Raw genomic sequence first — 22,744 nt, 5'->3', positions numbered from 1 at the left:
TATGAAACCAAAAAAGATTTTTGAAAGACTTTTATATTATATAATCCATTGATATTTGAATAGAAAACAAAAATCAAAACAATGGAAACAAAAATGCTATTACTAGATGAGTCCCTTTGGAAAAGGATACAGGAGTTTTCTCTGGATGCTCCCGGGGTCGAGTTCCCTTTCTCAAAAAAACTCGCCAAAGAAGAACTCTGGAGCCTTGATTTCGCCAAAAAAGCAATTGAAGAGTACAAAAAGTTCGTGTATCTCTGCTGTATTCTTCCGCATGGAGCTTCTCCCAGCGAAATAGTAGATAAAGTATGGCATATGCACCTGATCTACACCCAAAATTATTGGGAGGAATTCTGTCCCCATATCTTAAAAAGACCTCTTCATCATCATCCTTCCAAAGGAGGCTCTGCGGAAAAAGAAAGACATCAGAACTGGTTTGAAGATACTTTAACAAGTTATCGGCAGATATTCAGGCAAGAAGCACCCGAAGAAATCTGGAGAGAGAGTAAGAAAAAGTCAAAAGTACAGTCTTGGCTTAGAAAAATGGCCTTCTTTGCTCCCATATTTGTGTTACTGCTTTTATTTTCGTGTACAGAAGGAGATAACTTTTCAGGGTTAATGGTTACTGGAGTTGTATTCGGGATTATTTTCATTCTGGGAACTATCGTTTCAATCATAGGAGATCAGGAGGTTTCTGACCCTAACAGAAAAGATAAGCAAAATAATGACGGAGGAAGTTGTGGTGGCTCAAGCTGCAGTGGAGGAGGTGGTTGTGGAGGCGGCTGCGGTGGTTGCGGTGGATGTGGAGGCTGTGGTGGATAATAAAACTCATCATTATGAAAAAACTCATCATTTATTCAGTTCCGGTTGTGATAGGCTTTATATGGCTTATGACAGTCTATTTGACATTTAATCCGGTTATTCTTAAAGGACCTGACTTTTTGAAGTTCTATGTCATTCTGGTTCTAGGATTTTACGCTTCGTTTTTTATGCTAAATTCTTTGAAAGAAACCATTTCGGGAACGACAATTTATTTCGCAGGATTTATTTTCTTGTTGGGAATTATCAAGCTTATCAGAGGTGTCATATTGGGAAAACCTGTTGGATTTCTTGTTGTGATATTAATAGCAGAAGGTATTGTTACATTGGTTTTTATCTCAGGTTATGTAAATGAAAAGATAAAATAAAATTTATTATTAAAAACAAACCCGAAACAAAAATGTTCCGGGCTTTATTATGTGTTGTTGATATTAAATATCTTTCTTTTCTTCTTTTGCGGGCTGATAGCCATATTTTCGAACCATAACGGAAGTCAGGACTACCAAAATAAGACTGATCGCGATATTGGAGTTTTCCGGATGTACAATGGCCTGATAAAGATTATAACCGAAAATAGAGGATACAACTGCAATCAGAATATTGTTTACATAAGCATACTGGTTTTTTGTAGATGTTTTCATAGTAGTATTTTTTATTGTTATTTACTCCGTAAGTATGATAACTTAAAAAACGTTACAGAAAAATTTCAAAAAAATATTTTCTTAAAAAAAACAATCTCAATCACCCGAATCCCGTACCCGAAACTCTTACGAAATCACACCACTGCCAATCAGCTCCTCATCAATATACCATGAAGCAAACTGTCCTTCAGCAATAGCAGACTGAAGTTCGTCAAATTCAATATAAAAAGCATTCTCAAACTGATACAAAGTTGCTTTCTGCAAAGGCTGTCTGTATCTGAATCTGGCCATTACTTCCATAGATTCTCCGTTCTGAAGTCTCAAATCCTCACGAACCCAGTGCAGTTCAGAATTGTCTATTTTCAAAGCTTTTTTATGAAGACCCGGGAAATGGCTTCCTTCTCCTACGAAAAGGATGTTATTTTCCATATCTCTGGAGATGATAAAACAGCTTTCTTTGTGTCCGCCTATACCAAGGCCTTTACTTTGTCCGATCGTGAAAAACTGGGCACCCTGATGTTTCCCGATTACTTTTCCGTCAGATTTTTTATAATGGATTTTTCTTGATAAAAATTCAAGTTCTTCTACTTTGGATGAGAATTCAGGTTTTTCTTCCGAAAATAGAGGAGAATCCTTGAAAATTTCTACGATTTCCCCTTCATTTGGTTTCAATTGCTGTTGTAAAAACTGGGGAAGACTTACTTTTCCGATAAAACATAATCCCTGAGAATCTTTTTTATCTGCCGTTACCAGTCCGATTTCTTTTGCAATTTCTCTTACCTGAGGCTTTGTAAGTTCTCCAATTGGGAATAACGCTTTTGAAAGCTGATCCTGGCTTAGCTGGCAAAGAAAGTAAGACTGATCCTTATTGTTGTCTTTTCCGGCCAGAAGATGGAAAATTTCTTTTCCGTTTTCATCAAAAGTAGAATTTACCCTTGCATAATGTCCTGTTGCTACCTTATCGGCGCCCAAAGACATTGCGGTCTTCATAAACACATCGAATTTTACTTCTCTGTTACACAATACATCAGGGTTGGGAGTTCTGCCTTTTTCATATTCGGCAAACATATAGTCAACGATACGCTCCTTGTAAAGTTCACTCATGTCTATCACCTGGAAAGGAATTCCAAGTTTTTGTGCTACCATCAGAGCATCATTACTGTCCTCAATCCAGGGACATTCATCTTCTAATGTTACGGAAGCATCGTTCCAGTTTCTCATAAATAAAGCCACTACGTCATGGCCTTGCTGCTGCAGCAAATATGCTGTAACACTAGAATCTACACCTCCAGAGAGGCCTACTACTACTTTCATTGTATTCAATTTTACGAAACTCTTAACGGGAGTTCTTAGTTTGATGCGGCAAAAATACAATTAAAAAATTCGTAAAAAAACCATAATTTTAAACATTGATAAAAACGATAGCATATTGATTACCTTTTATCAGTCTCTCTGCAGACGGAAACAGAGGAGAACATAACTTTAAAAACAAAAATAGTATATATGAAAAAGTTTATTATTTCTATGATGCTGATAAGCTCAGGATCAGCATTTTCCCAAATTTCAGTAGGTGCACCGGTACAGGAAAACAGCAAATGGACTTTCGGAGGAGGTATTGGATTAGGATTTGGAAGCAACAGTGCCTTTAATCTGTCGGCTTCACCAAGAGTAGGTTACAGGTTTACAGATGATTTTGAAGGCGGTGTGGTAGGAAGTGTTTCGTGGCAGACTTCTGATTACTATAAATCTACTATGTTTGGAGTAGGTCCTTTTGTCAATTATTATTTTGCCAGATCATTTTACGTGGGAGCCAACTATCAGCATTATTTTGTTGATTACAAGGATAAATACTACGATTATAAATACAATACGGAAGAAAATGCATTGTACCTTGGAGGAGGATATATGCAGCGGATCGGGAATAATTCCTTCATGCAGCTGGGGTTAATGTACAATGTGCTTTGGAAACAGAATTCCAGTGTATTTTCCAGCGGTCTGATCCCGACTATTGGTTTTGTGGTGGGGCTTTAAAGGTTCATTTATCAAGAGGAACGGGCTTTAACCCGTTTAGTCAGAAAACAAAATTCATCCGGCTTCAGCCAAAGCTTACAAAACAAAAATCCCCGGGAAACTTCCCGGGGATTTTCTATTTGAAATTAAATTATTTATTTAATTAAGATTGAGAAGACTTTTCAGCCGATTTCTTAGCTTTCTGTGTTTTCCCGATCAGTCCGTCTTTTGCTTCATTAAGATCAAGAATTACGGTTTCTCCTTCGCTCAATTGCTTGTTTACCAGCATTTCTGCCAATAAGTCCTCAATATATTTCTGAATTGCACGTTTCAGTGGTCTTGCTCCGAAATCTTTATCCCATCCTTTTTCAGAAATAAAGTCTTTTGCTTCTTCAGTAAGATCAACTTTATATCCTAATTTTTCAAGTCTGCCATAAAGCTTATTCAGTTCAATATCAATGATTTTCTTGATATCATCCTGTACAAGAGAGTTGAAGATCACAATATCATCAATTCTGTTTAAGAATTCCGGTGCAAATGCTTTTTTAAGGGCATTTTCAATGGTACTTCTCGCTCTTGAGTCTGAAGTGGTTTTCTTCGCAGAAGTTCCGAATCCTACACCGTCTCCAAAGTCTTTAAGATCTCTTGTTCCGATGTTTGAAGTCAGAATAATGATGGTATTTCTAAAATCAATTTTTCTTCCCAAGCTGTCTGTAACGTGTCCTTCATCCAAAATCTGTAGCAGGATATTGAATACATCCGGGTGAGCTTTTTCAATCTCATCCAAAAGAACCACTGCGTAAGGCTTTCTTCTTACCGCTTCTGTCAGCTGACCTCCTTCTTCGTATCCAACGTATCCCGGAGGCGCACCAACCAATCTCGAAACCGCGAATTTCTCCATGTATTCACTCATGTCAATTCTGATCAGAGATTCATCGGATTCGAATAGTTCTCTTGCCATTACCTTCGCCAATTCGGTTTTACCAACCCCGGTTGTTCCAAGGAAAATAAAGGTACCGATAGGGCGGTTAGGATCTTTAAGACCAGCTCTGTTTCTCTGAATAGCTTTTACTACTTTCTTCACAGCATCTTCCTGGCCGATTACTTTTCCGTTAAGCTTCTCGTCCATTTGGGCCAACTTGTCAAGCTCGTTCTTACCAACTTTCGTTACAGGAACTCCGCTCATCATAGAAACCACTTCCGCTACATTTTCTTCCGTTACGGTTTCTTTTTTCTCTTTTACATCCTTATCCCATTTTTCCTGAGCCGAGTTAAGTTCCATCTGAAGACGTTCCTCTTCATCTTTCAGTTTTCTTGCTTCAAGATAGTCCTGAGCTTTTACCGCTTTCTGTTTCAGTTCTTTGATATCTTCGATTTTCTTTTCAAAATCAATAATTTCAGTAGGAACTTTCATGTTTTTGATATAAACACGGGATCCGGCTTCGTCCATTGCGTCAATTGCTTTGTCCGGTAAGAAACGGTCTGTTATATATCTTGATGTCAAATTGACACACGCCGCAATCGCTTCAGGTGTATAAATGACATTGTGATGCTCTTCATACTTATCTTTGATCTGGTTCAGAATCTGAATGGTTTCATCAATAGAAGTAGGTTCCACCATTACTTTCTGGAATCTTCTTTCTAAAGCTCCGTCTTTTTCAATATACTGACGGTATTCATCCAGGGTAGTTGCCCCGATGCATTGAATTTCACCTCTTGCCAAAGCCGGTTTGAACATATTGGAAGCATCTAAACTTCCTGTGGAACTTCCAGCTCCTACAATCGTATGAAGCTCATCAATAAATAAGATGACATCCCTGTTTTTCTCCAGTTCCGTCATGATGGCCTTCATTCTTTCCTCAAACTGACCACGGTACTTAGTTCCGGCAACTAAACTTGCCAGGTCTAAAGTGATCACACGTTTTCCGTAAAGAACTCTCGACACTTTTTTCTGTTGAATTCTTAATGCTAAACCTTCAGCGATCGCAGATTTACCAACTCCAGGCTCCCCGATAAGAAGCGGGTTGTTCTTCTTTCTACGCGATAAGATCTGAGAAACTCTCTCAATTTCTTTTTCACGACCGATCACAGGGTCCAGTTTTCCGTCTCTGGCCAAAGAAGTAAGGTCTCTACCAAAGTTGTCCAATGTAGGGGTTTTACTTTTTGCAGAACCTAGATTTCCTGTAGGTTTTCTCATTTGCTCAAATTCCTCTCTCTCATCATCATCATCGTAAGCACTCATCTGTGGAGACTGGCCTGAATTTTTAAGCATAGTCTGGTACTCTCTTGAAACTCCTTCGTAGTCGATGTCATAAGCTCCCAGAATATTTGAAGTAGGGTCCTCATATTTATAAAGAATACCTAAAAGCAGGTGAACGGTATTAATTTCATTGCTTTTATACTGTCGGCATTCTAACTCTGCACGTTTGATCGCATGATCTGCCATCTTAGTGAAAGAAATATTGGTAACCTCCTCAGAAATAGGATTAAGACTTGCTGTATTTAAAGTTTCAATTTTTCTTCTGATTTGTGTTAAATCCGCATTAAGGTTTTGAAGGATTTCTTTTGCAGAGTTTTCCGTTTTTATAATACCTAAAAGTAGATGTTCTGTATTAAGAAATTCACTTTTCAGCCTTTTAGCTTCGCTTTTGCTTTGTTTGAACACCTGGCTCAAACCTTGTGAAAACTTATAATCCATAATATATCTCATTAGAACAAAGGCAACATTACCTTTTATTCATTATCTAAATTACAAATATTTTACCAAAAATCAATTAATGACTTTATGGCAGAAAAAAATTTATTATCTTATTGAAAATGATTAAGTTTGTAACCTTAAATTTTCCCCATGAATCCTGAACTTACCACTTACATTGGCTATTCTGCTTCTCTTTTTATCGTATTGAGTTTCATACTGAAAGATGTAAAAAAAATCAGAGTGGTTAACATGATTGGCTGTATTTGTTTTGTCATTTATGGTATCTTTAATGGAATGCTTTGGCCGGTTATCATACCAAACGGGCTTATTTGTTTCATTCAAATCTATTATTTAATACTAGACAAGAAAGATTGATGAGGAAAAAAATTATTACTTCTGCTTTTAGTAATCTGTATACTGACCAACGGATAGAGAAGGTATGCAAAACCCTTTTTGATAACGGGTATTCCATAGATCTGATTGGTAACGATTGGGAAGGAAATGAAAAAATGGAACGTCCTTATCCCTTTTCCAGAATAGGATTGAAGTCTAAAAGCCTGAAGACCGCTTATTTTGAATTCAACTGGAAATTATACAAAGAACTGAAGAAAAAAGCGGACAAAGATACGATTCTCCATGCCAATGATATTGATGCACTTCTGCCAAATTATCTCATTGCCAGAAAACTGAACATCCCTTTGGTGTTTGACAGCCATGAAATTTTCACGGAAATGCCATCGGTTCAAAACAGGTTTTCTCAGAAATTCTGGAGAGTGCTGGAAAGAAAGCTGGTTCCCCATATGGAACTGATGATGACAGAAAGTGAAAGCTATGCCGAATGGTTTCATGAACAGTATAATGTCAATCCGGTAGTGGTTAGAAATATTCCGAGAAAAATTCTTTCAGCACCGGAAATTCCTGAAAATCATCCAAAGATCATTCTGTATCAGGGAGCGATTAATCAGTCGAGGGGAATTGAAAAAATGATTGTGGCCATGCATCATATTAAAGATGCTGTTCTGAAAATTGCAGGTGACGGCCCGAAGAAAAAAGAATACGAAGAACTTGTTATTCAGGAGAAACTTCAGGATAAAGTCTTTTTTCTGGGTAAGCTGAAACCGGAAAATCTCAGGGAAATAACAAAAACCGCTGATGCAGGATTCAGTCTCGAAGAAAATAATGGAGTAAGCTACTATTATTCACTTCCTAATAAGGTTTGTGACTATATCCAATCGAGAGTACCGCTTGTGATGATTAATTTTCCGGAAATGCAAAGGATAAAAAATCAATTTAATGTAGGAGAAGTTATTCCGGATCATCAGCCTGAAACCATTGAAAAAGCAATCAATCTTGTTCTTCAGAGAGGAAGACATTATTATCAGAGCGAATTAAATAAGGCAGCAGATGTATTTTGCTGGGAGAATGAAGAGACAAAAATCCTCCAACTTTTTGAAAAAGCATCCTGTAAATAATTTTTACAAAATTGGTTATCTTTGCAAAAGAAATTTGATTTAAAATGACCATTAAAGAAAAACAGCAGGAAATAATAGATGAATTCGCTTTTCTTGAAGATTGGGAGCAAAAGTATGAGTACATCATTGATCTTGGAAAAGAACTGAAAGGCTTGGCTGAAGATAAGAAAACAGAAGAAAATCTGATTAAAGGCTGCCAGAGCAAAGTTTGGATTGATGCTGAATTTAAAGACGGGAAACTTTTCTTTAATGCAGATTCTGATGGTATTCTACCAAAAGGGATCGTTTCTCTTTTAGTAAGTATTTACAGTGGACATTCCACTCAGGAAATCCTGGATTCTGATTTTGATTTTATCGGAGAAATAGGACTACAGGAGTTTCTTTCACCTTCCAGAGCCAACGGACTTATGGCGATGACAAAGCAGATCAAGTTTTATGCAGTTGCTTACCAACTGAAATCATAACCGTGACCAGAATTTTAGCATATCGTTTTTCCGCATTCGGAGATGTTGCGATGACCGTACCTGTTTTCAGAGAATTTCTGGAGCAGAACCCCGGTGTGGAAATTATTATGGTCTCCAGGAAAAATTTTGAGGCGTTGTTTACTGGAATTTCCAATGTAACTTTTAAAGGGATTGACCTGGATGATTACAAAGGTCTTTTCGGATTGAGAAAACTGAGTAACGAACTGATCCGTGAATTTAATCCGGATTGTATTGCCAATCTCCATGATGTAATCCGAACCAAGGTTTTAGACAGAATATACAGGAGGAAAGGGCTCAAGGTCTTTAAAATTGATAAAGGCAAGGAAGAAAAAGAACATCTTACAGATATCTGGAATCTGGAAAAGGTACAGCTGAAAAAAACAGTGGAACGTTATGCAGATGTTTTCCGTGAAATGGGCTTCAAAGTTGAACTCTCTCATCAATTAAGACCGGTTTCGGCGCAAAAATCCGGGATTGGTTTTGCCCCTTTTGCCCAGCATAAAGGGAAAATGCTTCCTTTGGCGAAATCGTATGAACTGGTAAGAATTCTTGCTCAGAAACATACGGTGTATTTCTTTGGAGGAGGTAAAAAAGAAACGGAAACTCTAGAAAAATGGGAAGCAGAGATTCCTAATACAGAAAATCTTGCCGGAAAATTAAATCTTACGGAAGAGCTCAATTATATTGCCGGACTGGAACTGATGATATCTATGGATTCTGCCAATATGCACCTCGCAAGTCTTGTGGGAACCCGATGTATTTCTATCTGGGGAGCTACTCATCCTTATGCAGGATTTCTGGGATTTGGACAAAGTGAGGAAGATGTTGTTCAGGTAAAAGACCTGAGCTGCAGACCATGTTCTGTCTTTGGAGATAAGGAATGTTACAGAGGTGACTGGGCCTGTCTTGAAGAATTTAATATCCAGAAAGTGGTGGACAGGGTTAATTTTTAAAAATTAGCTTTACTATTTCTTCTGCTTTAGCTTTGTCAGAGTGACTTGCTTCTAAAATATTCTTTCTTTTTTCATTGTCATCATAGTCTTTTTCAGCCGAGATGATAATCTGCTGACGGATTTGGCTCATATCATCGCCATACAGGCATAAATTTGTTAAAACCGGATCATCTGTAATATTCCCGTTAATAATCACGAAACGGCTGTTGTAAAGCGTATTGAAAAGCTTCACTTTTGTTCCTGAATTTTGGTAAGAAATTAAAATATTGGCATGAGCACCTTCCAGAAGACGGTAAAGGTTCTCTCTGGTTTGAATAGGAGTAAGGCTGATATTTTCAACGGCTGAGATTTTGTTTTTAATATCTTCACTGGCACGATCGGAGGCAACAATCAATTTATATTGTGGAAGCGTTTTAAATAAACCGATAGTCTCATTTAATGCTCTTTTATTGTCTGCAGTGGTGAGATCTCCATGAAATAGAAAATACTTTCCTTTTTGATCCAATTCCTTTACCGATTCATTACCGTGAAAGATATGAATCAGGTGTGCATTCTTTGAATAGGATTCAACTTCATGATATTCTTTCTCAGACAGACAGAATACAGCGTCAAATTTCTTTAAAAGTTTTTTCTGATATCCTGTATATTTTAAAGATTCAATGGAGTAGATGATCTTTTTGAATAGGTTGTTCTCCGATCCGGAAAGACCTTTATAGTACTCCTTTTCGTTATTGTGATAACGGAGGTAGAGTTTGTGGTCATTCTCTCTCAAAAACCGTATAATTTGCGTGGTTTGTAAACCCTCAAACAAGATGGGAGCTTTATTCCTGTCCAGATTTTTAATAAGTTCTTCAGATTTTCTGATCGCAGCAGCGAAAGGCGTTGAAGAAAAATAAAGCAGAGGATTCTTCTTCTTTTTGTAAAAAAATACATTTTCTGTAATCTCTTTAATTTCTCTGTCAATGGTTGAAGGGATCTGATCTATGAAACAGTGAAGATGAATTTTTATTCCCATATCAGATATGGCCTTGATTTTATAATATACATCAATGATTCCACCATAGGAAGGAGGGTAGGGATAATTGAATGATATGATGTGGAGCTGCTTCAAGTTCGGCTATTCGATGTAGGCAAAGGTAGATAAATATAAGGAAAAGTGGAGGAGAAGCTTTATAAATTGCTTAGGGGTAAAATAAAAAAATCTCCCAGAAATCTGAGAGATTTTTTGTGGGTCCTGAGGGATTCGAACCCCCGACCCTCTGGGTGTAAACCAGATGCTCTGAACCAACTGAGCTAAGAACCCGAATTTTTTTGAAAGGTTTCGTTTCCTTTTCTGTGGGTCCTGAGGGATTCGAACCCCCGACCCTCTGGGTGTAAACCAGATGCTCTGAACCAACTGAGCTAAGAACCCTCTAGACTTGTTCTCTTGTTTAGAGTGGTGCAAATATACGACTTATTCTTTAATCTCCAAATTTTTTTCCAAAAAATCTCCCACTACAAAGTTGCTTCCGCCGATAAAAATCATTTCTTCATTTGTACATCGTTCTTTTGCAGAGAGATACGCTTCCTGTACAGAATCAAAAATTTTATAAAAAATTTTCGCCTCCTGAAGCAGATTTTCATAATCTTCCGGGTGTCTTCCCCTGTTGATGGATGGTTTTGCAAAATAGAACTCAGAATTTTCGGGAAGTAATTTCATCACATCATCTATTTTTTTGTCGTTCACAAACCCCAAAATAATATGCTTGTGCCTGTCAATTGAATTTAATTGTGAAAAAACATACTCCAAACCTGCCTGATTGTGTCCCGTATCACAAATCGTAAGCGGATGTTGTGAAAATTCAAACCAACGGCCAATAAATCCTGTATTCTGGTGAACATGGAGAAGTCCTTTTTCCAATGCTTCATCAGAAATATTTACTTTAAGTTTCCTTAATTCTTCTACAGCGGCCAGAACGACTCTGACATTTTTCTTCTGGTAATTCCCTTTCAGATCAGATTCCAGATCTGTATTGATAAGAGTGGCATCTATCAAAGCAGCATTTTCTTTCGTAGCTTTCTTTTTAATGATATTTTTGACAACTTCATTTTCGTCACCGGAAATAATCGGGATATGTTGTTTAATAATTCCAGCCTTCTCTGATGCAATTTCTTCGATGGTATCTCCAAGAATATTCTGATGATCCAGCTGAACATTAGTAATAGCCGAAATCAACGGTTTGATAATATTTGTTGAATCCAGTCTTCCTCCCAATCCAACTTCAATAATGGCAAAATCTACCTGCTGCTGATAAAAATATTCAAAAGCCATGATGGTCGTAAACTCGAAGAAAGAGGGACGGATGTCTTCCGGAATCGTTTTCAGTTTTTGAATAAAATCAAAGACAAATTCTTTATTACAGTTTTTTCCATTCACCTTTATGCGCTCTGTGAAGTCTATAAGGTGTGGAGAATTGTATAATCCTGTTTTATAACCGGCTTCCTGAAGAACAGATGCCAGCATATTGCTTGAAGAACCTTTTCCATTGGTGCCGCCAATATGAATACACTTTATTTTATCCTGAGGATTTCCAAAAAAAGCACAAAGCTTTGTTATATTATCAAGTCCAGGTTTATAAGCCTTCTGTCCATCTATCTGATAGTTGGGCATCTGTACGAAAAGCCAGTCGATAGCTTCCTGATATTGTTCATTTGTCATGGTGCAAAATTCCCAAAAGTTTTTTTAAAATAAAATATAATTTTTCAATCTGTAACTTTTTTATATTTAATTCGTCTAATATTGAAAAATCTTAATATGAAATCGCTGTGATTCACAGATAACAGTACTGATGAAGATGACACGGTTCCATATGACCATTAAAAACAAATAAACATATACATATGAAAAAAGTTTGGATCATCGTTTTTGGATTAGGTTATCTGGGTTTAAGCGCTCAGAAGAAATGGTCCTTAAAAGAATGTGTAAGCTATGCAGTGGAGCATAATCTTCAGGTTATCCAAAATCAGTATAACAAACAAAACCAGGAATATAATCTTAAAGCAGCCCAAAAAGAATATTTACCATCTGTATCGGGGAGTATGACGAATGGGGTGAGTTTCGGGCAAGGGTCATTAGGAGCGGGAAGTTTTAGAAACGATAGATTCAATAACAGTGTTGGTCTGGGAGCCGATATTTTGCTCTATAATAATGGAAGATTAGAGAAAAATGTACGAAAAGCCCAGTTTGATGTAGAAGCAAGCCAATATGACATTGAAACCATTAAAAATGATATCTCTCTTCAGATTGCTCAACAATATCTGACAGCCTTGTTGAATAAGGAGATTGTTAAAATCTCTCAGAGTGCTGTGGATAATGCCCAGAAACAGTTTGACAGAGCTAAGATCACAACCCAGGTTGGGACAACTGCCCAGACGGTTCTAGCTGAGGCTGAAGCTGCGCTGGCAAGAGAGAAACAAAACCTTAAAACGGCAGAAGTAAATGTTGGACGTGCTTTATTTGCCATCGCTCAGCTATTACAGCTTTCAGATTACAAAGGTTTCGATGTGGAAGATGTAAACGTTCCGGAAAAACTTGATTTACAGCTTAATACTGTGGATGAAGTGCTTACAACGGCGTATGAGATACAACCTCAGATCAAAGCAGCCGAAAGCAGGATAAGATCTGCCGAAGCACAAACTGAAGTAACCAAAACAGCATTCTGGCCAACGTTAACGGCAAGTGCGGGTCTTAACACTTTCTATAACAGGCAGTTTGATCCTATGCCAGGTACTGTGCAGGGAACTTTTTTTGAACAATATAAAGATCAGTTCGGGCAAAATGTTGGATTATCATTGAATATTCCTATCTTCAATAAAGGAAAAACAAAACTTCAGGTAGAACAGTCTAAGGTCAATGAGAGTATAGCCAGAAATACACTAGAACAACAGAAACAGACGGTAAGACAAAATGTTCAGAAAGCTCAGTTTGATGCTGATGCCAATTATGAAACCTATCTGGCTGCAGTGGAAGCTGAAAAAAGCTCAAAACTGGCTCTTGATTTTGCCGATAAAAGTTATGCTGCCGGAAGAACCACCATCTACGACGTCAATGTGGCGAGAAATAATTATGCAAATGCACAGGGATCAGTAGCGCAGGCAAAATATAATTATCTTTTTAGTCTTAAACTATTGAATTTCTATGCAGGAATTCCATTAAGTTTGTAAAATGCCAATTCAATCATTAGAAAAATACTTACCTCAAAATACACTTAAATATTTAAGAATCTGGTTTGCAGATTACTATATACATATAAAAGTTACAAGAAACAGAAATTCAAAACTGGGAGATTACAGAAAACTTCCGGACAATTCGCATGAAATTACGGTAAATTCAACCCTTACCCCACAACTTTTTTTCTTTGTGCTCACTCACGAGCTCGCACATCTGATTGCTTTCGAAAAATATGGACGGAGAATTTCGCCCCACGGCAACGAATGGAAAGAAACTTTTAGAAATATGCTTCTGGAAAGCCTTGAAATATATGATGAAGAGCTCAAACCTATCATTATAAAATTTTCAAAATCGCCTAAAGCCAATTTCATGGCAAGCCCTGATCTGGTAAGATATTTTCATACTGAGAAACAGGATGATAGTCTTCATTTTATCGAGGAGCTTAAAAAGGGAGAATTCTTTATCTATCGCAACGAAAAGTATTTATTAGAAGGTCTGGTTAAAAAAAACTATCTTTGTAAGAACCTGGCTACTGGAAGGAAGTATTCTTTCAAGCCTTTAGCGAGGGTAGAAAAATGTAGCTAATAATGTTAAAATCAGATAGATATTGCGTTATAATGGCGGGAGGAATCGGGAGCCGGTTCTGGCCGATGAGTACGCAAAAATTTCCAAAACAGTTTCAGGATATTTTAGGAACCGGGCGCACTATGATTCAGCAGACCTATGACAGAATCAGCAAGGTAATTCCTAAAGAGCAGATATTCGTGATTACGAATAAAGAGTATGTTCCTGTTTCCCATCAGCAGCTTCCGGAAATTCCTGAAGAGAATATTGTGGGCGAGCCCTTGATGAAGAATACAGCCGCTTGTAATCTGTATATGGCCAACAAAATTGCTGAGATTAATCCGGATGCAACGATGATTGTATTGCCGGCAGATCATCTGATCCTTAAAGAAGATGTATTTTTGGAGAAAGTGGAGCTGGCATTTGAGCTGGCTTCAAAAAATGATTATCTGGTAACATTAGGGATTACCCCTACAAGGCCTGATACCGGATACGGATATATTCAGTTTGTAGAAAAAAAGGGTTCGGAATATTTTAAAGTGAAAACATTCACAGAAAAGCCTATCCTTGAAATTGCCCAAAGCTTTCTGGAAAGCGGTGATTTCCTTTGGAATGCAGGAATTTTTGTATGGAATGTGAAAAGTATCCATCATGCCTTTGATCTTTATCTTCCAGAAATGATGCAGCATTTTATGGCTTGTGAGTACAACTCAGAAAAAGAAAATAGCTGTATTGAAACCATTTATCCGAAGGTTCAGAAGATTTCTATTGATAACGGAATTTTAGAAAAAGCAAAGAATGTTTATGTGATTCCATCAGATTTGGGATGGAGCGATCTTGGAACATGGACTTCCGTATATGAAAATACAGAAAAAGATAAAGACGGAAACGCGGTAAAACTGAAACATTTACTTGCTTATAATTCAAAAGGAAATATCATCCGTTTAAAGAATAATAACAAGGCCGTAATCATTGATGGTCTTGAAAACTATATTGTTGTAGATACAGATAAGGCACTTCTGATCTGTCCGCGTGATAATGACCAGCTCATTAAAGACTATGTTCTTGATCTGAAAAACTTTAAGAAAGGCGAGAAGTTCATGTAATATTTGGTATATTTCTGCTGATTTTTAAATTATGAGTAACACTGCAACCCGATTTACAATTCTTACATTTTTACTTCTGGGAATCTTAGGATATTCTCAGGAGAAGAAAAAGTTTTCAAATATACCTTCTGTTTTGCAGCAGATCAACCCAGGAAGCAGAGTAGACTCGTGGGTGCTGATATACAACAGCTACGGTAAAGGTGAAGAAATAAAGACTTCGGGTAAGGTAAATTACACTCCTCAGTTCTCAGGATTCAATCTTTTCCCTAGTGAAGACAGCTTTTATTATATTGCTTACTCAGAAGGAGGTAAAGTAAATTATGTAACAGATGTAGTGGGATTGAAGAAGTTTGTTGACAGAATTGATAATGCTCAGGAGGCTGCGGTTGTATTAGCTGCTGAGGGATATATGGTGGATGAGGAATTCAAGGATCTTGCCGGCAATTACCATGAAGATCAATCGAATTACTATCTGGATCTTGGAAAACTGACCTCAAAGGAATGTCCTTACCAGAAAACACATTATACAGTCACTGTAAATAAATCTACAGGTACTGTAAGCAATGTAAAAGACAATGGAACATATATTGAGCTTTACAATAAAAAATGTGCTAATAACCCAAGATTGTTGAAAATCGAAAAAAAAGAAGAACCCAAGATAGATGAGTCTAAAAAAACACCCAAACGCAGATAATATCTATGAGACTGAGCGATTAATCCTTCGTCCCATGTCCCGTGAAGATAAAGATTTCGTCTTTGACCTTTATAACAGGCCAAAATTCATTCAACATATCGGCAACCGCAATGTTAATTCTGTTGAAGATGCCGAAAATTATATTCTCAACAGATTTGCTCCCCAGATTGAAAGACTTGGATTTGGAAACTATCTTTTAATAACCAAAGAAGGCAATGAAAAAGTAGGGGCAGTAGGAATCTTCGAAAGAGAAGGTCTTGATATCGTGGATATAGGATATTCTCTGCTGGAAGAGTTCGAAGGTAGGGGATATGCCTACGAAGCAGCTCAGAAAGTGAAGTCTATTGGAATGGATGATTTCGGATTAACAAAAATATCAGCCATTATTTCAAAGGATAATATTTCTTCCCAAAAACTGATCGAAAAATTAGGGTTGAGGTTTAAAAAACACGTCATACTTCCAGGCGAAACCGAAGAACTCAACTATTACGAAACCGAATAAAACTTCTAAAAATGCTTTCACAAATAACGTATAGATCGTAAATCGTGTTATTTGTGAAAGCATTTGTGATATTTGTGTTTCAAAAAGAATTATCCTTCCAGAATCTGCTCAGCAGCAGTCTTTGACGTTACTTTTTCAATCACTCTTGTACAGACACCATTTTCATCGAAAATAAAAGTCGTTCTTACAATTCCCATATACGTTTTTCCAAACGTTTTTTTCTCCTGCCAGACCCCGAATTTTTCAATGATATCTCGGTTTTCATCAGCAATAAGATCATAAGGAAATGCAAATTTACTGTGAAAGTTCTTCTGTTTCTTTACACTGTCACCACTTACTCCCAGTAACTGATATCCTGCTTTTTCAAGCTTGGAATAATTATCACTCAGATTGCAGGCTTCCACGGTACACGTTGGGGTATTCGCTTGCGGGTAGAAGAAAACCACCAGTTTTTTTCCTATTAACTTTGATGAGGTTACCGTTTCTCCGTCTTGATTGAATCCTTCAAATTCAGGTAATTTATCTCCAACTTTCAGCATAATGATTTAATTTTGTTCAAATTTAAGGGTTACATGACAAAAAAACAAAGAGCTGAGCTCGTTCAGATAGAACTGGATAAATTATATCCGACTACACCTATTCCGTTAGATCACACCGATCCGTATACATTAATGGTGGCCGTAGCGCTTTCCGCGCAGACCACAGATAAAAAAGTTAACCAGGTTACGCCTGATCTTTTTGCCGTGGCAGGAACTCCACAAAGAATGGCCAGGCTGGAAGAATTTGAAATCAAAGAACTCATCAAAGAAATCGGACTTTCCAATACCAAAGCCAAAAACCTTAAAAGAATGGCAGAACTTCTGCTGGAACGTCATAATGGTATCGTTCCGCAAACTTATGAAGAATTGGAAGCCCTTCCGGGCGTAGGGCATAAAACTGCTTCAGTGGTGATGAGCCAGGGTTTCGGATTTCCTGCTTTTCCGGTAGATACCCACATTCATCGTCTGATGACACAGTGGAAACTTACCTCAGGAAAAAACGTGGTGGAAACAGAGCGCGATGCCAAGAAATTATTCCCTGAAGAAGTATGGAATAAACTTCACCTTCAGATTATTTTCTACGGAAGAGAATATTCTCCGGCAAGAGGAAAAGGAGAGAAAGATTTTATTACAAAAATGTTATTTGAAAAATAGAATTTAACATTATTTAGGATTTTAAGAACTATTTTCAGTTACAAATAGAACAAGAAGAGCACTATTTTATAGTGTTTTTTTTTATCTCATAATTTAAATTCTAAATTTTTTTTTCACCAATAAAGGATATTTGTAAAATTTCACGATAATTCTTTTATTTCATAAAGAAAACTTTATCTGCTTGATTTATAATATCATTTAGAGACAATAGTTTTCTTTTTCGTAATTTTCTTTACTGTAAATTGTTACAGAAGTATTGTATTTCCATAAAAAGAGATATATTTGGCTCAGTACCATGAAGATCAAAATGAAAAAAATTAACCTTTTCGTTTTTTTTATAGTTTTATATTCCTGTGCCTGTAAAGGGCAGGTTCATCGGTTTTATTATGAACTTACCTATAAACCCTCTACCAAAAATAAGACGATAAAGACCGACATATTCTATCTGGACAGTCTTGATAAAAGGTCTGTATTCATTCGAAAAGAAAAGTGGGAATCTGATTCTCTTTTCACAACACAATCCCCAGTTTTATCGTTAGGAACAATGAATTTTAAGGTAATAAAAGATCTTGGTAATTCATCAGTTATTCTGAAAGATGATTTATTTATAGGTGTTATTTCCTATAAAGAATATCCTGATCTTCATTGGAAGCTTTTACCGGAAAAAAAAAATACCGGGACTTTTCAAGTACAAAAAGCAGAAGCCAATTATGGAGGAAGACATTGGATAGCATGGTTTACTCAGGATATTCCGGTTTTTGATGGTCCTTATGTTTTTATGGGGCTTCCAGGGTTGATTATAGAGCTGAAAGATGCTAATAATGAATATCAATGGAAATTGAAAGGCAGTAAAAAAAATGTCCGGTCTACATTGCAAACAGAATCAGTAATGGATGAGAGTTTGATGTCAAAAGAAGCCTACATTAAAAATAAAGAAAACTTCATAAATGATCCCTTGCCTGTTTTGATGCAAAGTATGGCAGATGTTAGTAAAAGTCTGGAAATCATGAATAAGATGAATCAACAGGCCGAATCAATAAAAAAATATCACCGGGAAAACGATAATACCATCGAAAGATAGTATCAACAATTCAACTATAACCATGGAATTAAGAAAAGAAATTAACGCTGTTTTTTTATATCTGAAATCGATTGATGTAAAAATTGATAAGAATGATTACATCTATCAGGTAGAATCGCATCCGGAGACACCTAGTCTTCTGGCTTTTAGTGATGCTCTTGGTTTTTTTGGTATTCCAAATGGTGCCTTTACGATTGATTTTCAGGATTTTGATCATTTACCGGAAACATTTCTAACCATATTAGATATAGGAAACGGGCATTTGATTTTATCATATATTGAAAAAAAGGAGCAATCGGTTTTATATACAGATCATGAGGGTGTGCAGAAGACTATCTCCATTCCTGAAATGGAGAGTTTGTGGACTGGTGCGGTACTGGCCGCTGAAAATAACGGAGAAATCACAAAACCGTCTAATGTCTTTTACAATAAACTCCTGCCAGCATTCATCTTTTGTGCAGTATTTGTAGTGTTGTATTTTATCGGAGGCTGGTTTATAAGTGGTTTCGGTGCGATTACAATGGTGGGGTTGCTTTTAGCCTTTGAAGCTATAAAAACAGAGCTGGGGCTGGAGTCTGGTTTTTCTGCGCAGTTTTGTGATGGAAATGAGAAGTCAAGCTGCAGCCAGATTATCAACTCTGAAAAAGGAAAAATTGCAGGGTTCAAATTGAGTGATCTAAGTGTTTTTCTTTTTGGGATTCAGCTTTTTTCACTGCTTGTTTTTAATAAGGAGCTTATCAATAATTATTATTTTTTAATTGGTTTTTCACTGCTGGGATGTATACCATTTACATTATATTCTGTTTATTTTCAGATGAAAGTAGAAAAGAAGTGGTGTCCAATATGTTTGAGTATTATAGGAGTAATCTATGCACAGCTTATCTATTTGTCATTTAACATGACGGAGATACTGAATAATGTACATCTTGACCTCCTAACAGTTTTGCTTTTGTCATCAGTAGTGATCGCTTTTTCCGGAACCTATATTTTTATTAAAAAAGCTTTGATAACCTATGCAGTGCTGAAAAAGGATGCGGAGTTTGACTCAAGATATATAAGGCATTATCCTTACTTTAAAAATATTCTTACAAGCACAGAACCTCTTGTTTTAAAAGCTGAGCCAATCCTGCTGGGAAATCCAAATGCTCCTGTTACAATTACTTTTATTACAAGCCCTTTGTGCGGATACTGTAGAGAAGCGCATGATTTCTTGCAGAGAATTTACAACCAATATAAAAATCAGGTCAACATCAAAATCAGATTTAATATGACAGGAGTCGTAACTGCTGAAGTAGAAGAGATGTTGATCCAGCTCCTGAACATTTATCAAACAAAAGGCGAAGGCAAATTTATTGAAGCTCTTCATGACTGGTATAGTCACAGACAGGCAGAGAAATGGTTGAAAAAATATAGTACAACTCTTGATAACAGAACCTTTCTACTGAATAAACTGGTTTCTGTTTCTTATGAAAATTTACAGAATAACCTGTTTTTCACACCACATTACTTTATCAACGACTATGCATATCCTGTAAGACTTAATAAAAAGTATATAGAAGTATTTATGCCGGATCTTATTGAGGACGAATGGAATGAACAGCATGATTCTGTAAAGGAATTGGAGGTTGAATACAGATAAAAGAAGAAAATTATTATAATAATTATACAAAGAGGAAGCCGAAAATCTAAAGAGTAGGCAAACAAATTAAAACAAATTTCTATGAAAAAATTACAAAAGCTGAGCTTAAATGCTATGAAAAACGAAATGAGCAGAAACGAAATGAGAGTTATTAAAGCGGGTTCAGGAGGTGAGCCAGGAACTTGTAACTGTAACTCACAGTACTGCTATATGAATGGTATGAGAGCTATATGTGGCGGTGGATGGCCAGCAAAATGCTGCTAATCAATCAAAAATAACTTATATTTTTTCTGTAATTGCAATTCTGCAATTACAGAATTTTTTTAACCTATGAATACACCAAGTTTAGTTTTAATTACATGCTGGTATGGTAAATATCCATGGTATATGCCCTATTATCTGCATTCTTGTGCTTTTAATCCAAGTGTAGATTTTGTGATTATAACTGATAATACAGAGGAGGTAAAAAACTTACCCTCAAATGTAAAAATAGTCCATAAAAATCTGAAAGATATCATCTGCGATACATCTGATAAACTTGGGTTTCCAATCAACATAGATTATCCTTATAAGCTGTGTGATTTTAAGCCTGCGTATGCTTTTATGTTTCCGGAACTTATAGAAGGATATGATTTCTGGGGGCACTGTGATCTCGATCTTATTTACGGAGATATAAGAGCTTTTTTTACCAATGAATTTCTCGATAGCTATGATTATATCAGTGTAAGAGATGATTATACCACCGGATGCTTTGGTCTGTACAGGAATAATGAACTGATGAATACATTCTTTAAAAGAAGTAAAGACTATAAAAAGGTATTTTCTATGCCGGATCACTTCTGTTTTGATGAATGTAATTTTGTTTGGGACGATCTAGCAGAAGGTATTCCTATTTTCGAAATTGAAACAGAAATTGAAAGTTTTACCCATATCATGAAAAATGCTGAAAGAGAAGGAATTCTCAGAACTCATTTTGATTTTATTCTTATGGAGGGCTATACGGGGAGAGTAAAATTTGATAATGGAAAAGTTATTTATAAAAACAAATATGAGGCAATTATGTTTCATATGTTTTGGCTTAAAAAAGTATACAACCCCGAAAAAGTACCTGCAAAAATCCCCAACAGGTATAATGTAAGCCCCACTAGAATTTATTGGTAATTACTGTACTACTAATTAAAAAATAATAGCATGAAAAAATTACAAAAAATGAGCATGAATGTTATAAAGAATAACATGAGCAGAAAGGAAATGAGAGTTATTAAAGCAGGATCGGGCCCAACATCATGTAACTGCCAGGCAGTGATGTGTCTAGTCCATGGGAGTATGGAGGCTTATTGTGGACCTTCAGGAGTGATCTGTTGCTAATCATTTTATGAAAAGAAAAAGAGAGAACCTTATATTGTTCTCTCTTTTTTATTATTTAAAACCAATTGTTTGTACTTTTTTTGATAGATACCAAGGGCAAGATCTGCTGTTTTAAAATAATGTTCAATATTTCCATTAATATTATTCTCTGCAGTAATATCAGAATATCCGAAATCTTTCTGAACGGAGACAAAAGGATATAATACCATTTTATGAGCTGACAGTTGTGATAAAAAGTTATCTGCAGTGTCTTCCGGGCCAAAGTCTGCATTGAGTATATGATCAAAAAAACGACTGTATACCACCATAAACTGGGTACACCAGAAATGATTGATCCAAAACCTGTTTTCTGTAATAGGAACAACAAATCTAAAGCCTCCTCCAATGCCTCCGGCCAGAATATCAGCACCCTGCTCATTAGATTGTATAATATTATTTATAAACGCATCTCTTTCATAATGTTCCGTAAAAACATGGTCATCTTCTACAATGATAATCACATCATCTTCGTTTTCAATAGCAAGAGATACCGTTTTTTTTATGCTTTCCCAGAGGCCTACATTCCCTTTCTCATGCATACATGCCTCTACAATTTGGCAGCCAAATTCCGGTCTGCCTTCAAACTCTTTTAACACACTTTCCCTTCTGTCTTCTCTATGTTTCAGATTGATAATGTAAGTGGGGATCATAATTTCTGAAAAGTTATTATGGCTCATAGCTGTAGTATTTTTTTATTTGGGAAAGTTCATCAAGAAAAACTTCCGGATTGTCATATATATATTGAAAATCAGTGGTGTTTTCGAATGATTGAAGGTTTCCGTCATCTTCAAACTGAGAAATGAATGGATGTATTACAAAGACGTCTTCCAGATGTGATGATAAAAAAACATCAAGAGGCAGCTTAGTATTGAAATTCCTTTGCAAGAAAAGAGAATATGTTTTTTTGAAAATAATCATGAACTGTGATCCCTTGAAACCATCAACCCAGAATATATGATCAGAAACTTCGATCACTTTTTCAAAGCTTAGGAGACCTCCAAGCAATAAATTACCGTCAAGTCTTTTTACCTTTTCAATACATTTTTCAAGATGATCTTGTGAAAAACTAGGACAAAACCGATGTTGAGAGGTTGAAATAATGATATAGTCTTCATCATCACTTTCTTTTATTACCTTTTGTATTCCTTCTGTGAAACTTAAATGTTCATCTGTGACAATAAATTCAGGTGTAAAATTTCTCTCTGTATAATGTTCTAAGGCACCAGAAAATTTTTCAGGATTTGAAGATAAAACAAATATTTTCTTCATAATG

25 protein-coding genes and 2 tRNA genes are annotated in these 22,744 nt (G+C 36.3%); 17 read left to right on the top strand and 10 right to left on the bottom strand.

Going from position 1 to position 22,744, the window contains the following annotated elements; translation table 11 throughout:
• The first annotated feature begins 81 nt into the window (after positions 1-81).
• Both AB1278_RS00870 and AB1278_RS00865 read left to right on the top strand, forming a co-directional pair.
• Positions 82-819 carry a glycine-rich domain-containing protein gene (locus AB1278_RS00870; RefSeq protein ID WP_429811815.1) on the top strand — a complete coding sequence of 246 codons (738 nt, stop codon included), beginning with the start codon at positions 82-84 and terminating at the stop codon, positions 817-819.
• A 14-nt stretch (positions 820-833) separates the two neighbouring features.
• Positions 834-1,184 (top strand): hypothetical protein, encoded by a 351-nt coding sequence (locus AB1278_RS00865; protein ID WP_429811812.1) that lies wholly within the window; start codon positions 834-836, stop codon positions 1,182-1,184.
• A 63-nt stretch (positions 1,185-1,247) separates the two neighbouring features.
• On the opposite strand, the gene AB1278_RS00860 is transcribed toward AB1278_RS00865, so the two are convergent.
• Both AB1278_RS00860 and mnmA read right to left on the bottom strand, forming a co-directional pair.
• On the bottom strand, positions 1,248-1,457 hold the full coding sequence (locus AB1278_RS00860) for a hypothetical protein (RefSeq protein WP_062672875.1): 210 nt from the start codon (positions 1,455-1,457) through the stop codon (positions 1,248-1,250).
• Positions 1,458-1,583: 126 nt separating this feature from the next.
• Complete coding sequence (mnmA, locus tag AB1278_RS00855; protein ID WP_429811809.1) at positions 1,584-2,771, bottom strand: tRNA 2-thiouridine(34) synthase MnmA; 1,188 nt, start codon at positions 2,769-2,771, stop codon at positions 1,584-1,586.
• A gap of 189 nt (positions 2,772-2,960) precedes the next feature.
• On the opposite strand from mnmA, the gene AB1278_RS00850 reads away from it, so the two are divergent.
• Positions 2,961-3,488: a hypothetical protein gene (locus tag AB1278_RS00850; protein WP_202842112.1), complete on the top strand. Its 528-nt coding sequence runs from the start codon at positions 2,961-2,963 to the stop codon at positions 3,486-3,488.
• Between the two features lie 142 nt (positions 3,489-3,630).
• Here the strand turns inward: AB1278_RS00850 and AB1278_RS00845 are convergent, their stop codons facing one another.
• Positions 3,631-6,165 (bottom strand): ATP-dependent Clp protease ATP-binding subunit, encoded by a 2,535-nt coding sequence (locus AB1278_RS00845; protein ID WP_202842110.1) that lies wholly within the window; start codon positions 6,163-6,165, stop codon positions 3,631-3,633.
• A 150-nt stretch (positions 6,166-6,315) separates the two neighbouring features.
• Here AB1278_RS00845 and AB1278_RS00840 point away from each other — a divergent pair, with 150 nt between their 5' ends.
• Genes AB1278_RS00840 through AB1278_RS00825 form a run of 4 tightly spaced genes read left to right on the top strand, consistent with a single transcriptional unit; the run spans position 6,316 to position 9,075 of the window.
• Positions 6,316-6,540, top strand: coding sequence for a uroporphyrinogen decarboxylase (locus AB1278_RS00840; protein WP_110008987.1), 225 nt, complete (start codon positions 6,316-6,318; stop codon positions 6,538-6,540).
• Positions 6,540-7,637, top strand: coding sequence for a glycosyltransferase (locus AB1278_RS00835; protein WP_202842108.1), 1,098 nt, complete (start codon positions 6,540-6,542; stop codon positions 7,635-7,637). The genes AB1278_RS00840 and AB1278_RS00835 overlap by 1 nt, the downstream gene beginning before the upstream one ends.
• 44 nt (positions 7,638-7,681) lie before the next feature.
• A complete protein-coding gene (locus AB1278_RS00830; protein WP_062672886.1) occupies positions 7,682-8,101 on the top strand; it encodes a SufE family protein in 420 nt (139 codons plus the stop codon).
• Positions 8,102-8,151: 50 nt separating this feature from the next.
• Positions 8,152-9,075, top strand: a complete 924-nt coding sequence (locus AB1278_RS00825) for a glycosyltransferase family 9 protein (protein ID WP_202844224.1) — start codon at positions 8,152-8,154, stop codon at positions 9,073-9,075.
• Here AB1278_RS00825 and AB1278_RS00820 read toward each other — a convergent pair.
• The 4 genes from AB1278_RS00820 to AB1278_RS00805 all read right to left on the bottom strand — a co-directional run bounded on the left by AB1278_RS00820 (position 9,065) and on the right by AB1278_RS00805 (position 11,773).
• A complete protein-coding gene (locus AB1278_RS00820) occupies positions 9,065-10,186 on the bottom strand; it encodes a hypothetical protein (RefSeq protein WP_343643502.1) in 1,122 nt (373 codons plus the stop codon). The two genes, AB1278_RS00825 and AB1278_RS00820, sit on opposite strands and share 11 nt — an antisense overlap.
• A gap of 117 nt (positions 10,187-10,303) precedes the next feature.
• Positions 10,304-10,378, bottom strand: a tRNA-Val gene (locus AB1278_RS00815).
• Positions 10,379-10,411: 33 nt separating this feature from the next.
• A tRNA-Val gene (locus AB1278_RS00810) sits at positions 10,412-10,486 on the bottom strand.
• Between the two features lie 42 nt (positions 10,487-10,528).
• Positions 10,529-11,773: a bifunctional folylpolyglutamate synthase/dihydrofolate synthase gene (locus AB1278_RS00805; RefSeq protein WP_202842104.1), complete on the bottom strand. Its 1,245-nt coding sequence runs from the start codon at positions 11,771-11,773 to the stop codon at positions 10,529-10,531.
• 182 nt (positions 11,774-11,955) lie between these two features.
• Here AB1278_RS00805 and AB1278_RS00800 point away from each other — a divergent pair, with 182 nt between their 5' ends.
• From AB1278_RS00800 to AB1278_RS00780, 5 genes are read left to right on the top strand one after another with little or no spacing between them, the layout of a single operon-like run.
• A complete protein-coding gene (locus AB1278_RS00800; RefSeq protein WP_330744787.1) occupies positions 11,956-13,278 on the top strand; it encodes a TolC family protein in 1,323 nt (440 codons plus the stop codon).
• A 1-nt stretch (position 13,279) separates the two neighbouring features.
• Complete coding sequence (locus tag AB1278_RS00795) at positions 13,280-13,870, top strand: SprT-like domain-containing protein (protein ID WP_202842101.1); 591 nt, start codon at positions 13,280-13,282, stop codon at positions 13,868-13,870.
• 2 nt (positions 13,871-13,872) lie between these two features.
• Entirely contained in the window at positions 13,873-14,955 is a 1,083-nt protein-coding gene (locus AB1278_RS00790) for a mannose-1-phosphate guanylyltransferase (RefSeq protein ID WP_238349672.1), read from the top strand.
• 31 nt (positions 14,956-14,986) lie between these two features.
• Positions 14,987-15,649: a hypothetical protein gene (locus AB1278_RS00785; protein ID WP_343643501.1), complete on the top strand. Its 663-nt coding sequence runs from the start codon at positions 14,987-14,989 to the stop codon at positions 15,647-15,649.
• Positions 15,618-16,151 (top strand): GNAT family N-acetyltransferase, encoded by a 534-nt coding sequence (locus AB1278_RS00780; protein ID WP_110008996.1) that lies wholly within the window; start codon positions 15,618-15,620, stop codon positions 16,149-16,151. The genes AB1278_RS00785 and AB1278_RS00780 overlap by 32 nt, the downstream gene beginning before the upstream one ends.
• Positions 16,152-16,240: 89 nt before the next feature.
• Here the strand turns inward: AB1278_RS00780 and bcp are convergent, their stop codons facing one another.
• Complete coding sequence (gene bcp, locus AB1278_RS00775) at positions 16,241-16,690, bottom strand: thioredoxin-dependent thiol peroxidase (RefSeq protein ID WP_137904532.1); 450 nt, start codon at positions 16,688-16,690, stop codon at positions 16,241-16,243.
• A 33-nt stretch (positions 16,691-16,723) separates the two neighbouring features.
• On the opposite strand from bcp, the gene AB1278_RS00770 reads away from it, so the two are divergent.
• The 5 genes from AB1278_RS00770 to AB1278_RS00750 all read left to right on the top strand — a co-directional run bounded on the left by AB1278_RS00770 (position 16,724) and on the right by AB1278_RS00750 (position 21,225).
• Positions 16,724-17,344 carry an endonuclease III domain-containing protein gene (locus AB1278_RS00770; RefSeq protein ID WP_110008998.1) on the top strand — a complete coding sequence of 207 codons (621 nt, stop codon included), beginning with the start codon at positions 16,724-16,726 and terminating at the stop codon, positions 17,342-17,344.
• A 307-nt stretch (positions 17,345-17,651) separates the two neighbouring features.
• On the top strand, positions 17,652-18,425 hold the full coding sequence (locus AB1278_RS00765; protein WP_202842094.1) for a GLPGLI family protein: 774 nt from the start codon (positions 17,652-17,654) through the stop codon (positions 18,423-18,425).
• Positions 18,426-18,447: 22 nt separating this feature from the next.
• Positions 18,448-20,064: a vitamin K epoxide reductase family protein gene (locus AB1278_RS00760; RefSeq protein WP_202842092.1), complete on the top strand. Its 1,617-nt coding sequence runs from the start codon at positions 18,448-18,450 to the stop codon at positions 20,062-20,064.
• Between the two features lie 81 nt (positions 20,065-20,145).
• Entirely contained in the window at positions 20,146-20,328 is a 183-nt protein-coding gene (locus AB1278_RS00755; protein WP_110009001.1) for a TIGR04149 family rSAM-modified RiPP, read from the top strand.
• A 66-nt stretch (positions 20,329-20,394) separates the two neighbouring features.
• On the top strand, positions 20,395-21,225 hold the full coding sequence (locus AB1278_RS00750) for a DUF6625 family protein (protein ID WP_202842090.1): 831 nt from the start codon (positions 20,395-20,397) through the stop codon (positions 21,223-21,225).
• A gap of 236 nt (positions 21,226-21,461) precedes the next feature.
• Here AB1278_RS00750 and AB1278_RS00745 read toward each other — a convergent pair whose 3' ends face one another.
• A complete protein-coding gene (locus AB1278_RS00745; protein ID WP_202842088.1) occupies positions 21,462-22,148 on the bottom strand; it encodes a glycosyl transferase in 687 nt (228 codons plus the stop codon).
• Entirely contained in the window at positions 22,138-22,740 is a 603-nt protein-coding gene (locus AB1278_RS00740) for a hypothetical protein (RefSeq protein ID WP_202842086.1), read from the bottom strand. Before AB1278_RS00740 ends, AB1278_RS00745 begins: the two co-directional genes overlap by 11 nt.
• Between the last annotated feature and the right edge of the window lie 4 nt (positions 22,741-22,744).

The sequence above is a fragment of the Chryseobacterium sp. NRRL B-14798 genome (assembly GCF_050470705.1).
In the GTDB taxonomy this organism is placed as follows: domain Bacteria; phylum Bacteroidota; class Bacteroidia; order Flavobacteriales; family Weeksellaceae; genus Chryseobacterium; species Chryseobacterium cupriresistens.
Note: the sequence above shows the minus strand (reverse complement) of the source record. Positions and strands in the feature narration are given on the sequence as shown.